Genomic DNA, 12310 nt, shown 5'->3' with positions numbered 1-12310 from the left:
AGGGATACCCGTATGTCCTCTACCGACACGACACACCGAACCCGCACCGAGGAAACCCCCTTCGAGCGCAACAATCTGCTCAAATTCCTGATTCCCTCAGCGCTTGGGGTCGGTCTGTTTCTGATCCCCTTCCAGATCGGCGACACCATCAACATCGGCATGGGCTTCATGGCGGACGGCCTCAAGGCGCTGCTCGACGGCGCCCTGCCGGCCATTGCCGTCATCGTGCTGGTGCTCTCCGTGCTGGCCACCACCTGGATCAAGCTCACCCATCCACGCTGGGCCGAGAAAGGTGTGATGCGCGATATGTTCCATGTCGGCCCGGTGTGGTTCGGCATGCGCATCCTGGGGGCGGCCTTCGCCCTGATGACGTTCTTCCAGTTCGGGCCGGAGTTCGTCACTGCCTCGTTCACCGGCGGCGTGATGCTCAACGACCTGGCGCCGGTGCTGCTGACCTTCTTCTTCTTCGCCGCCCTGCTGCTGCCGTTCCTGGTCGAATTCGGTTTCATGGAGTTCATCGGCAGCCTGGTACGCAAGCCGTTCCGGGTGATCTTCAACCTGCCCGGCCGCAGTGCCATTGATGCCACCGCCTCGTGGATGGGCTCCGGCACCGTGGGCGTGCTGATCACCACCCAGCAGTACGAGAAGGGTTTCTACAACCGCCGTGAAGCCTCGGTGATCGCCACCAACTTCTCCATCGTCTCGATCGCCTTCAGCCTGCTGATCACCAGCTTCGTCGACCTCAACCACATGTTCATCCAGTTCTACTTCACCGTGGTGGTGGCCGGCCTGATCGCGGCGGTGATCGTGCCGCGCCTGCCGCCGCTGTCGCGCAAGCCCGATACCTACTACGAGCCGGTGGGCTGCCAGCTGGCCGAGAAGCGCACCGAGGAGATGGGCCTGCTGCGCTACAGCCTGACCCAGGCGGTGCGCCGCGCCGAGCGCGCTCCGGGCCCCAGAGAACTCGCCCGCAACGCACTGTTCAACGTCGCCGACATCTTCCTCGCCCTGCTGCCGCTGGTATTCGCCATCGGCACCGTGGCGCTGATACTGGCCGAGTTCACCCCGCTGTTCACCTGGCTCTCCTACCCCATGGTGCCGGTACTCGAGCTGCTGCGCATTCCCGAGGCCCAGGCGGCGGCCCCGGCCACCCTGGTGGGCTTCGCCGACATGTTCCTGCCGGCGGTGCTGGCAACCAACATCGAGAGCGAACTGACCCGCTTCGTGATCGCCTGCCTGTCGCTGACGCAGCTCATCTACATGTCGGAGATCGGCGCCCTGATCCTCAAGTCGAAGATTCCGCTCAAGCTGTGGGAGCTGATCGTGATCTTCCTGCTGCGCACGGCCATCACGCTGCCGATCATCGCCTTCATGGCCCACACCTTCTTCTTCTGAGGTTCGCGATGACCCGACAAACGATGACCTGTGCCCAACTGCTGCTGACGCTGCTACGCGAACGCTACGCTGTCGATACCGTGTTCGGCATCCCCGGTGTGCATACCGTGGCGCTCTACCGCGGCCTCGAGGGCAGCGGCATGCGTCATGTCACGCCGCGTCACGAGCAGGGTGCCGGCTTCATGGCCGACGGCTATGCCCGCGCCACCGGCAGGCCCGGCGTATGCCTGATTATCACCGGCCCCGGCATGACCAACATCGCCACCGCCATGGGCCAGGCCCTGGCCGACTCCATCCCGATGCTGGTGATCTCCAGCGTCAGCCGCCGCGACACCCTGGGCCGCGGCCAGGGCAGGCTGCACGAGCTGCCGAGCCAACAGCAGCTGATGGCGGGGGTGTCGCGCTTCAGCCATACCCTGCTCGACCCGAGCGCCCTGCCGGAGGTGCTGGCCCGGGCCTTCGCCGTGTTCGAGGGCCAGCGGCCTGGGCCGGTGCATCTCGAGATTCCCATCGATCTGTTCGATGCTCCAGTGGCATTGGCGGAACTGCCGCCACCGGCGCGCCTGTTCCGCCCGGCACCGGACCCCGAAGGGCTGGCCCTGGCCGCCGACTGGCTGCGCGCAGCGAAACGCCCGCTGGTGCTGCTGGGCGGCGGCTGTGTCGATGACCCCGCTGCTGCCAGAGCCCTGGTCGAGCGCCTCGATGCGCCCACGGCGACCACCATCAACGCCAAGGGCGTGCTGGGTCGCGCCCACCCTCTCGACCTGGGCGCCAATGCGGCGCTGCCCGCCGTGCGCGAGCTGGCCCGTGAAGCCGACGTGATTCTCGCCGTCGGTACCGAGCTGGGCGAGACCGACTACGACGTGGTGTTCGACGACGGCTTCGAACTGCGCGGTCGGCTGATCCGCATCGACCTCGATGCCCAGCAACTGGTGCGCAACCAGCAGGTCTCGCTGGGCCTGGTGGCCGATGCCGGGCGCACGCTGGCGCTGCTGGCGGAGCACTTCCCTGAGCCGCTGTCACGCGGCGGCACCCAGCGCACTGCGGACGCCCTGGCCGCGCTCGATCTGAACAACGATCCGGCCCTCGCTCCCTTCGTGCCGCTCTACGCCACGCTGCAGGAGGTTCTGCCCCAGGCACTCCTGGTCGGCGACTCCACCGCACCGGTCTATGCCGGCAATCACCTGGTCTCGCAACCCGCGCCACGGCGCTTCTTCAACGCCTCCACTGGCTACGGCACCCTGGGCTACGGCCTGCCGGCCGCGCTGGGTGCCCAGCTTGGGCAGCCGACGCTTCCCGTGGTGGCCCTGGTCGGCGACGGCGGCGTGATGTTCACCCTCAGCGAACTTGCTACCGCCGTGGAAGAGTGCCTACCGGTCGTGATCGTACTGTGGCACAACCAGGGCTACGAGGAGATCCGTCGCTACATGGACGCCCAGGGCGTCACGCGTTGCGGCGTCGACATCCAGGCGCCGGATTTTCAGGTGGTCGCCGCCGGCTTCGGCTGCCAGGCGGTGCGGGTGGGCGATCCGGCCGGCCTGGCCCAGGCACTCGCTTCGCGACCGCTCGACGCGCCCCTGCTTGTCGAAGTGAATGCCGACGCCTGGCAGCAGGCTGCGACCTCGACTGACGATCTCCACTGACGATCTCCACTGACAGAGAGAAGCGCCATGCAACAGCTGGATCAACAGTTCATCGACAACCGCTGGACGCCCTCCCGTGGCGAGCGCTGCCTGCCGGTGATGGATCCCTATCGCGAGGTGGTCATCGCCGAAGTCAGCGCCGGCCATCCGGACGATGTAGACGATGCCGTGGCCGCGGCGCAGCGTGCCCTGCCGGCCTGGCGCGCGCTCAGCGGTGCCGAGCGAGCCGACTATCTGGAACGCTTCGCCGATGCCCTGGCTCGCCGTCGCGACGAGCTGGTACGACTCTCCTCGTCCAACAACGGCAAGGTGCTAGCCGAGGCCGGCATCGACCTCGACGACGCCATCGCCTGCTATCGCTACTACGCCGGTCAGGCACGGGAGCTCGACCAACGCCAGGGCCGGCTGGTGGAGCTCGAAATGGCAGGCGTCGAGGCGCGCTGTTACCACGATCCGGTAGGCGTGGTGGGGCTGATCACGCCGTGGAACTTTCCTCTGGTGACCAGCGCCTGGAAGCTCGCTCCGGCGCTTGCCGCGGGCTGTACCGCGGTGCTCAAGCCGTCCGAGGTGACCCCGCTGCCCGAACGTGCGCTGGCGGAGATCGCCCTGGAGATCGGGCTACCGACCGGCGTGCTCAATCTGCTGTTTGGGGATGGCGTCGGGATCGGCGCACCGCTGGCCGCTCACCCAGGCATCGACAAGGTCTCCTTCACCGGCAGCAATCGGGTCGGCGAAGCGGTGATGCACGCCGCCGCCGAACGCACCGCCGACGTCTCACTGGAGCTAGGTGGCAAATCCCCGATCCTGGTGATGGAGGACGCCGATCCCGAGCAGGCCGCCGACTGGGTCATGGCCGGCATCTACTTCAATGCCGGCCAGATCTGCTCGGCCACCTCGCGCCTGCTGGTTCACGAAGCCATCGCCGAACCGCTCTATGCCGCGCTTGCCTCACGTATCGACGCACTGACGCTGGGCGATCCCCAGACCGAGGGCACCGACATGGGGCCGCTGACCAGCGCCCGCCAGCGCGAGAACGTGCTGACCTATCTCGCCGTCGCCGAACGGGAGGGGCTCCGGGCAGTACGCGACGCCAGCCACCGGCAGCTACCCGCCAAAGGATATTTCGTCGCCCCGACGCTGCTGCGTGACGTACCGACCACGAGCCGCCTGTGGCAGGAGGAGATCTTCGGCCCGGTGCTATGCGCCCGCAGCGTGGCCAGCGAAGCGGAGGCAATCGAACTGGCCAATGCCAGCGACTTCGGTCTGGCGGCAACCGTGGTGTGCGCCGACCGGCAGCGGGCCGTGCGCATCGGCAGGCAACTTCAGGCTGGCAGTGTATGGCTCAACGGTGAACAGCTGGTACTGCCCGAAACCGGCTGGGGCGGCTTCAAGCGCAGCGGCATCGGCCGCGAGCTGGGACCCTGGGGGCTTTCAGCCTATCTGGCGGTGAAGCATCTCGTTGGTCCGATATGAAGCGCATGAGCGATCTTTCCACGCTGACATGACGTAAAATCGGGGCCGATGCCAGGTATCAAGGAGGAGACCATGATCCGCATTCGCCCTTATCAGTCCGGCGACTGGGCCGCCATGTGGGACTTCATCGCTCCGGTGCTCCACGCCGGCGACACCTATGCCGTGCCGAGTCGGATCAGCGAGCCCGACGCCTACCGCATGTGGGTGGAGTTGCCGCGTGCGGTTCGAGTGGCCGAAGACAGTGCCGGCAACCTGCTCGGCACCTATTATCTCAAGCCCAACCAACCCGGCCCCGGCGACCACGTGTGCAACTGCGGCTATCTTGTGGCCGAGCACGCCCGGGGTCAGGGTATCGCCAACAAGCTGTGCGAGGATTCCCTGCGGGTGGCGCGTGAGTTGGGCTTCACCGCCATGCAGTTCAACATGGTGGTATCGACCAACGAGATCGCCATTCGCCAATGGCAGAAACACGGCTTCGAGATCGTCGGTACCCTGCCCTGCGCCTTTCGCCACCCCACCCAGGGGCTGATCGACGCCTACGTCATGTACCGTCTGCTGTGAACTGCCTCGAAATGCAGGCGCGGACCGGTCCGCGCCCTCGCCCCAACCTTGACGACAACTCTGTTACGCAATGTCAGCGTTACGATTGACCCTGTCGAGTTGGCTGGGGCATGCTCCTGAGCGGATCGAACCGACAAAGGAAAATTAAAAAATGAAGATCTTTGCACGCAGCACGCTGGCACTCGGCATCTCTCTTGCGCTGGTTTCCACCGCCCAGGCCTCCGAATTCGCCGACATGGATCCCGTCACCCTGCGTCTGGCCCACGTGGTCAACGAGCAGGATGGTTTCCACATTGCCGCGGTGAAGTTCCAGGAGCTGGTCGCCGAGCGCACCGAAGGCGCCGTTTCCGTCGACATCTACCCCAATGCCTCGCTGGGCGACGAGCGCACCCTGCTCGAGGGCATGCAGATCGGCACCGTCGACATGGGCGTGATCACCAACGGCCCGGTAGCCAACTTCGTCGAGGAGATGGCGGTCTTCGAACTGCCCTTCCTGTTCCCCTCGCCGGAAGCCGCCTACGAAGTGCTCGACGGCCCCATCGGCCAGGAGCTGCTCGACAAACTGGCCGAGGTCAACCTCAAGGGCCTGGCCTATGCCGAACGCGGCTTCCGCAACCTGACCAACAGCGAACGCCCGGTCCGCTCGCCAGAAGACCTCAACGGCCTGCGCATCCGTGTGATGGAAAACCCCGTCTACACCGACACCTTCCGTGAACTCGGCGCCAATGCCATTCCCATGGCCTGGACCGAAGCCCTCACGGCCATGCAGCAGGGCACCATCGACGGCCAGGAGAATCCGGTCAACGTCATTCACTCGTTCAAGCTGCAAGAAACCCAGGACCACATGACGCTGTCGCGCCACACCTACGCGCCTGCCATCTTCGTCATGGGCATGCCGGCCTGGAATCAGCTGCCCGAAGCCGCCCAGGAAGTGCTGGTACAAGCCGCCCAGGAGGCTGCCGAGCATGAGCGCCGTGTGAATGCCGAGATGGAAGCCGGCCAGCTCGACGAACTGCGTGCCGCCGGCATGCAGATCATCGACGATGCCGATCTCGAGGCGTTCCAGGCTGCCGTGCGTCCGGTCTACGAGAAGTACGGCGATCAGTTCGGCGACTACCTGCCGCGCATCCTGGAGGCACTGGAATAAGTGAGTTCACCGCTGCACGCCCTCACGGGCCTGCTGCAGCGTAGCGAACGCGCCCTCGACGCCGTCATCCAGCCCATCGTGTTTCTGGGCATGGCGGCGTTGATCGGCGTGATCACGCTGCAGATCGTCTCGCGCACCCTCTTCACCGCCGTCGGCTGGACCGAAGAGGTCGCCCGCTTCCTGCTGGTGTGGATCACCTTCCTGGCATCCACGCTGGCCTTCCAGCGCGGTCGCCATATCGCCGTGACCTTCGTCGTCGACGCCCTGCCCGCTCGCCTGGCACAGCTGGCGCGCATCGCCGCGGTGCTGGTGGCGCTGGGCTTCATGCTCGCCCTGGTGGTGATCGGCTACCGCTACATGCAGGTGCAGAGCTTCCAGCGCTCCGCCTCGCTGCGGCTGTCGATGACCTACGTGTATGCCGTGATCCCCATTTCGGCCGCCATCATGGCCTGGTACGCCCTGATCGACGCGATCGAGCTCATCGTCAAGGGGCCTCAGGCGGCCGACACCGGCAGCAGCACGGCCGAGGAGCCACCGCCATGACGGCGCTACTGTTCGTACTGTTCTTCGCCTTCATGCTGCTCGGCGTGCCGATTGCCCTGGCCATCGGCGCCAGCACGCTGCTGGCACTCAACGCTCAGGGCGTCCCGCTGATGGTGGTGACGCAGCAGATGTTCCAGGGCATCAACTCCTTCGCCCTGGTGGCGGTACCCATGTTCATCCTCGCCGGCGATCTGATGGCCCAGGGCAAGGTCAGCGAAAAGCTGGTGGATTTCGCCGACTCGTTGTTCGGCTTCCTCAAGGGCGGGCTTTCGCTGGTATCGGTGGGAGCCGGCATGTTCTTCGCCGCCATTTCCGGCTCAGGTGCCGCCACCACCGCGGCGGTGGGCTCGAGTCTGGTGCCGGAACTCAAGCGCAAGGGTTACGATCCCGCTTCGGCGGCCAGCCTGATCGCCGCCAGCGGCACCATCGGCGTGGTGATCCCGCCTTCGGTGCCGATGATCATCTACGCCGTAGTCGCCCAGCAGTCGGTGTCGAAGCTGTTCCTCAACGGCATCGTACCGGGCATCCTGATGGGCATCGGGCTGGCGGCCATCGCCATCACCCAGGCCTACCGGCGCAACTACCCACGCGGCACCGCGCTGTCGCTTACGACCATCTGGCGTACCTTCAAGAGTGCAAGCTGGGGCCTGATGACCCCGGTGATCATCCTGGGCGGCATTTTCTCGGGCATCTTCACGCCGAGCGAAGCGGCAGTGGTGGCGGTCAACTACGCCCTGCTGGTCTCGCTGTTCGTCTATCGCGATCTCTCGCTCGGCGACGTCTACCGCATCCTGATCCGTTCAGCGATCACCACCGCGGTGATCATGCTGGTCATCGCCACCTCAGCGGTGCTGAGCTGGACCCTCTCCAGCTGGCAGGTGCCGGGCGCCATCGCCCAAGCCGTGCTGTCGCTATCCACCAACCCCTACGTGATCATGCTGCTGATCGTGGCGGTGATCCTGCTCACCGGCGTGTTCATCGAAACCGCCAGTGCCCTGATCATCCTCACCCCGGTACTGCTGCCGCTGGTGCTGCAGCTCGGCATCGACCCGATCCATTTCGGCATCATCATCGTGATGGGGCTGGCCATCGGCATGATCACGCCGCCGGTGGCGATCAACCTGTACGTCGCCTCGTCCGTGACCCAACTGCCGCTGGAGCGCATCACGCGGGCCATCCTGCCCTATATGCTGGGGCTGATCGGCGTGCTCCTGCTGGTGGTCTACGTGCCGATCATGCTGGGGTGGTCGGGATGAAGCCGTTTGCCTCTTGACGACCGTGCGGCCTGGCCTCAGGCTGGCCGCATATCCACCTACCACCCATCGAAGGGACGCCACGTGTCATCCATTCTGCGTATCGCCACGCTTTCTGGCCTCGTTGTGCTTGCAGGTTGCACGACCTATACCTACGACGACGGCAGCCGCCAGACCCTCTGGGGCATTCCCGCCGAAGAGGAAACCCGGCGCTATGAAGACGATCGCCAGGCCGAAGGCGTGCGCTATCGGGTACCGGGCCAGATCGAAGAGAACAGAAGAGAGGATTGAGAGATGCAGCTCAAGGATGCAGGCGCAGCACCACGCTGAGATTGTTGGCCGGCATCTCGACGACCTGCTCCAGTACGAAGCCGTGTTGCTGCGCCTCGCCGACCACCTGCTCCAGATCACGCACGCCCCAGCGCGGATCGCGCGCCTTGAGGTCGGCATCGAAGGCCTCGTTGCTGGGCGCAGTATGGCGCCCATCGCGCCGATAGGGTCCGTAGAGGTATAGCACGCCCCCCTGACGCAGCCGCTCTGCGGAGCGCGCCATCAGCGCCTCGCACACTTCCCATGGCGAGATGTGGATGAGGTTGATCGCCACCACCGCATCGTAAGGGCCTGCGGGCCAGATCCCGGTGACGTCCAGCAGCAGCGGTTCATGAAGATTGTCGAGCCCGGCGCTCTCACGCCAGGCGCTGATGGAGCCCCGCGCCTCGGCATTGGGGTCGCTGGGCTGCCAGGTCCAGTCCGGCCTGGCCTCGGCGCAGTGCACGCCGTGCTCGCCACTGCCGCTGGCGACTTCGAGAATAGTCGCCCGCTCGGGCAGGATCCTGCTCAGCACGTCGAGGATCGGCTGGCGATTGCGAGCCGCTGCAGGGCTCTTCATGCGGCGGCTCATGTTTCGACCTCATGACCAACGGCAGAATTGGACAGCCCCGACTTCGGGCGAAGCCGGGGCAGCGATGAACGACCTCAAGGGTGACGGCGATGCTCGCGCCGGGCGGACGAGCCGCTACGGCGGCGAAAGCCAGTGAGCATTTCCTTGCCCTTGCGCTTCAGCCTCGCGCGATTCTCCGGTTTGCGCAACCACCAGGCAACCGCGAGTCCTAACAGTTTTCTCATCCTGACCTCCTGTCTCGGATAACTGCCCTCTCTTTGTATGGACGGTGACGAGGCGCCGGTCAAGCGTAAGCGGCGAGGTTCACGGCCCCCGTTAGCCATTCGGCGTTTCCTCTGCCATGGTGGGTAGTGAATGGACTCACCAGCATGGAGGATGCCATGACGCGTACCGCAAAAGTCGAGCCGATACAGCGGGAGACCCAGGAGGCCATCCTGGTCAGCGGCTGGCGGGTGGTCGACGTGACCGACCCCGACCAGCCGCAGGAGATATCCCGCCACGACAGCGAGCCCGAAGCCATCCGCGCCGCCCGCGACTACGAACACGAGACCTCGCTCGAGCCCGGCTCGCCGCCCGACGACACTCAGGACTACGACGCCTCCGATCCCCAAGGCGTCAAGGAGCTGCCCTGATCGCTCAATGCCGCCAGGGCTGTCGCTGGCCCCGGGTCAGCGAGCGCCACAGCCACTCGAGCGGCCCATAGCGGAAATGGCGCAGCCACAGCGGCGCCAGCCATAGCTGCAGCAGCCAGATGCCCATCACCATCAGCATCTGGCCGCTGCGCTCGACGTGCCCGAACATGCCCAGACCGTGGCCATAAAAGATCAGGCTGCAGATCACGCTCTGCAGGATGTACTGGCTGAGGGCGGTCCTCCCCACTGCTGCCAGCCGTAGCCGCAGGCGCCCCATGGCATTGGCTCGCAGCAACAGCATCACGACGCTCACCCAGCCGAAGGCAACCAGCACGCTGCCCCAGTAGTTGAACTGGGTGCCCACGAACATCGAACGCGGGCCCCAGGCGTTGGCAAAGTTCCAATGCACACCGTAGAGGATCGTGGGCACGCCCAGCAGCAAGGCGACAGCCAACAGCGAGAGATAGGTCCTGCGGCTGGCCCGGCCGGTCAGGATACCCCACCGGAACAGCGCCATACCGATCAGCATCAATCCCGCGCTTCGCCACAGACCCCAGATAAGCAGGGTAAAAGTCTGCATCTCGAAGGCCATTTCGGCTCGCTGGGGAAGCTGCTGCCACCAGCCGCTGCGGTAACGCTCGACTTCGCCCGCCAGCTGCGTCGCGGATGGCTGCCATTCGGCCATGAACGTCTGGCGGTCCGCTTCCGACCATGCCGGCACCGTCGCATCGAAGGCCAGAAACAGCAGCGAGGTCACTGCCAGCAACACGACGCCCAGCGCCAGCTGCCGCGACGGAGCAAGGTGACGCAGAGGAAAGAGCACCAGCGCACAGACGGCAAAGGTGAAGAGAATGTCGCCATACCAGAGGAGATAGGCGTGGGCGATACCGAACAGTATCAGCCAGGCGTGGCGCCGACTGTGCAGCGGCCAGGCCGGCTTGCCACATGCCTCGGCCCGCTCGGCGTAAAGCACGATACCGGCCCCGAACAGCATGGCGAACAACGCCATCATCTTCTGATCGGCCAGCACGTGCCCAGTGAGCCAGACCACCAGATCGATGCCTTCGAGCCGCCCCCAGGCAGTCGGGTTCAGATAGGCCGCCTGAGGCATCGCGAACGCCTGAACGTTCATCACCAGAATGCCGAGCAGCGCCACGCCGCGCAGCACGTCGAGTGCCTCGATGCGTGCCGTCGCGCCCTGATCGGCACGACGGCACGCTTGCCGGGTCCGGCTCACCCGCCACCCTCCCGACTCAGTCGGGCGGTGGGATCACCGTCATGCATGAGTACGCCTGGCAAACTCAACTGAACACCTGTATTGCCGAGTCATGAATGCCGACTAGCCGCTCGGAGTCGGTTCGGCAGGCATGGCCTTGGCAATGGCCTCTTCCGTGCGACGATGAGCGGGCCGATCCTTGAGGCCATTCCAGTAGGCTTCGAACTCCGGGCGCCTGTCCAGCGTGCCGAACTGCATGCCCCAGCCGATGTGGGAGCCGACATAGATGTCGGCGGCGGTGAAGCTGTCGCCGGCAATGTAACGCCGTCCCGCTACCGCCTTGGCCAGGGTGTCGACCGCCGTCTCGCAGCTGCCGCAGCCGAACTGCATCTGCTGCTCCGAGCTCAAGGTGAAATTGGCGGACTTCAGAGATATCGCCATCTCCAGCGGCCCGGCTGTGAAGAACAGCCAGCGGTAGTAGTCGCCTCGACCTTCGGGCGTCGGCAACAGACCGGCCTCAGGGAACGCCTCGGCCAGATAGGCGCAGATGGCGGCCGCCTCGGTGACGACGGTGTTGCCATGGCGTATGGCCGGCACCTTGCCCATGGGATTGATGGCAAGATACTCGGGCGATTTCATCGGCGGACCGTACTCGATCACCTCCATGCGATAGGGCTGCCCCAGCTCTTCCAGCATCCAGTGCACGATGCCACCCCGGGACCAGGGGTTGGTGTAAAAGACGATCTCTTCCTGCATGTTCCGCTCCCTCTTGTGGTGTGTGTCACAGGCAGGATAGGCCCCATCACTGACAGATTCTGGCAGCAGGGTGCTCAGCCACTCGCGTTCGAGCACCGCCCGCGGCCGGGCGTAGCGCTCCCCCGTGGCAATGGCGGCCTCGATACGGTCGGCCCGGAAGTTGCGAAACGCCTGCCTTAGCTCACACCAGGCGACGACGAGACGCGTCGATTCGAAGAAAGCGATCACGAAGGGCCAGATGACGCGCTCCGAGCGCCTGCCATGCTGGTCCGAGTAAAGAATGCGCAGCTTTGACTGATGACGAATGGCCCGGCGCAGCTCCTCGAGATCGACGCTTTGGCGTCTCTCCCAGCCTGGTCCCACCAGCAGCGCAGAGTCCTGCATTCGGTGCCTGTGTTCGCCGGGCAGCACTGCCGCCACCTTGGCCAGCGCATCACCCGCTGCGTTCGCGAGGCCGTCGTCGGCTCGCCGCTGCACCCAACGCAACCCCAGCGTGAGCGCCTCGATCTCTTCCTCGGAAAACATCAGCGGCGGCAGCATCAAGCCCGGCTCGAGTCGATAGCCCATACCCGGCTCGCCTTCGATCTCGGCACCGATGGCACGCAGCGAAGCGATGTCGCGGTACAGGGTGCGCAGCGAGACACCCAGCTCCTGCGCCAGCGCGGTACCGCTCACCGGGCAGCGGTGACGTCGCAGGATCTGCAGCAGGTCGAGAAGGCGCGTCGTCCGGGACATGGTGGAGTCATACTCGCGTCGGCTGGCAATGCAGGGTTGATTGACAACATAGATC

General features: G+C 65.4%; 13 protein-coding genes. 9 read left to right on the top strand and 4 right to left on the bottom strand.

The window, feature by feature from the left end:
* The first annotated feature begins 12 nt into the window (after positions 1-12).
* From B8115_RS14055 to B8115_RS14020, 8 genes are all read left to right on the top strand, one after another.
* Positions 13-1395: a YjiH family protein gene (locus B8115_RS14055; protein WP_010628451.1), complete on the top strand. Its 1383-nt coding sequence runs from the start codon at positions 13-15 to the stop codon at positions 1393-1395.
* A gap of 8 nt (positions 1396-1403) precedes the next feature.
* Positions 1404-3038 (top strand): 5-guanidino-2-oxopentanoate decarboxylase, encoded by a 1635-nt coding sequence (locus tag B8115_RS14050; RefSeq protein ID WP_238539225.1) that lies wholly within the window; start codon positions 1404-1406, stop codon positions 3036-3038.
* 27 nt (positions 3039-3065) lie between these two features.
* A complete protein-coding gene (locus B8115_RS14045; protein WP_010628449.1) occupies positions 3066-4511 on the top strand; it encodes an aldehyde dehydrogenase family protein in 1446 nt (481 codons plus the stop codon).
* A 72-nt stretch (positions 4512-4583) separates the two neighbouring features.
* The gene (locus tag B8115_RS14040; RefSeq protein WP_010628448.1) at positions 4584-5072 is read left to right on the top strand and encodes a GNAT family N-acetyltransferase; all 489 of its coding nucleotides are present in this window, start codon (positions 4584-4586) and stop codon (positions 5070-5072) included.
* Positions 5073-5223: 151 nt separating this feature from the next.
* The gene (locus tag B8115_RS14035) at positions 5224-6219 is read left to right on the top strand and encodes a TRAP transporter substrate-binding protein (protein ID WP_010628447.1); all 996 of its coding nucleotides are present in this window, start codon (positions 5224-5226) and stop codon (positions 6217-6219) included.
* Entirely contained in the window at positions 6220-6762 is a 543-nt protein-coding gene (locus B8115_RS14030; protein ID WP_010628446.1) for a TRAP transporter small permease, read from the top strand.
* Positions 6759-8018 (top strand): TRAP transporter large permease, encoded by a 1260-nt coding sequence (locus B8115_RS14025; protein ID WP_010628445.1) that lies wholly within the window; start codon positions 6759-6761, stop codon positions 8016-8018. Before B8115_RS14030 ends, B8115_RS14025 begins: the two co-directional genes overlap by 4 nt.
* Positions 8019-8099: 81 nt before the next feature.
* Positions 8100-8306 (top strand): hypothetical protein, encoded by a 207-nt coding sequence (locus tag B8115_RS14020; protein ID WP_010628444.1) that lies wholly within the window; start codon positions 8100-8102, stop codon positions 8304-8306.
* A gap of 10 nt (positions 8307-8316) precedes the next feature.
* Here the strand turns inward: B8115_RS14020 and B8115_RS14015 are convergent, their stop codons facing one another.
* Together B8115_RS14015 and B8115_RS23720 are read right to left on the bottom strand one after the other, a co-directional pair.
* Positions 8317-8904, bottom strand: coding sequence for a DUF938 domain-containing protein (locus tag B8115_RS14015; RefSeq protein ID WP_238539224.1), 588 nt, complete (start codon positions 8902-8904; stop codon positions 8317-8319).
* 86 nt (positions 8905-8990) lie between these two features.
* On the bottom strand, positions 8991-9140 hold the full coding sequence (locus B8115_RS23720; protein ID WP_162832595.1) for a hypothetical protein: 150 nt from the start codon (positions 9138-9140) through the stop codon (positions 8991-8993).
* Positions 9141-9296: 156 nt separating this feature from the next.
* Between B8115_RS23720 and B8115_RS14010 the strand changes: the two genes are divergently transcribed.
* Positions 9297-9548: a hypothetical protein gene (locus B8115_RS14010; protein WP_035591198.1), complete on the top strand. Its 252-nt coding sequence runs from the start codon at positions 9297-9299 to the stop codon at positions 9546-9548.
* Positions 9549-9552: 4 nt separating this feature from the next.
* Here the strand turns inward: B8115_RS14010 and B8115_RS14005 are convergent, their stop codons facing one another.
* Both B8115_RS14005 and B8115_RS23955 read right to left on the bottom strand, forming a co-directional pair.
* Positions 9553-10785, bottom strand: a complete 1233-nt coding sequence (locus B8115_RS14005; protein WP_010628441.1) for a DUF418 domain-containing protein — start codon at positions 10783-10785, stop codon at positions 9553-9555.
* Positions 10786-10887: 102 nt separating this feature from the next.
* Positions 10888-12255, bottom strand: a complete 1368-nt coding sequence (locus B8115_RS23955) for an HTH domain-containing protein (protein ID WP_010628440.1) — start codon at positions 12253-12255, stop codon at positions 10888-10890.
* Positions 12256-12310 lie beyond the last annotated feature (55 nt).

Origin of the sequence: Halomonas sp. KM-1, assembly GCF_000246875.1 — a bacterium.
In the GTDB taxonomy this organism is placed as follows: domain Bacteria; phylum Pseudomonadota; class Gammaproteobacteria; order Pseudomonadales; family Halomonadaceae; genus Halomonas; species Halomonas aerodenitrificans.
This window is presented reverse-complemented; position numbering and strand designations above follow the sequence as displayed.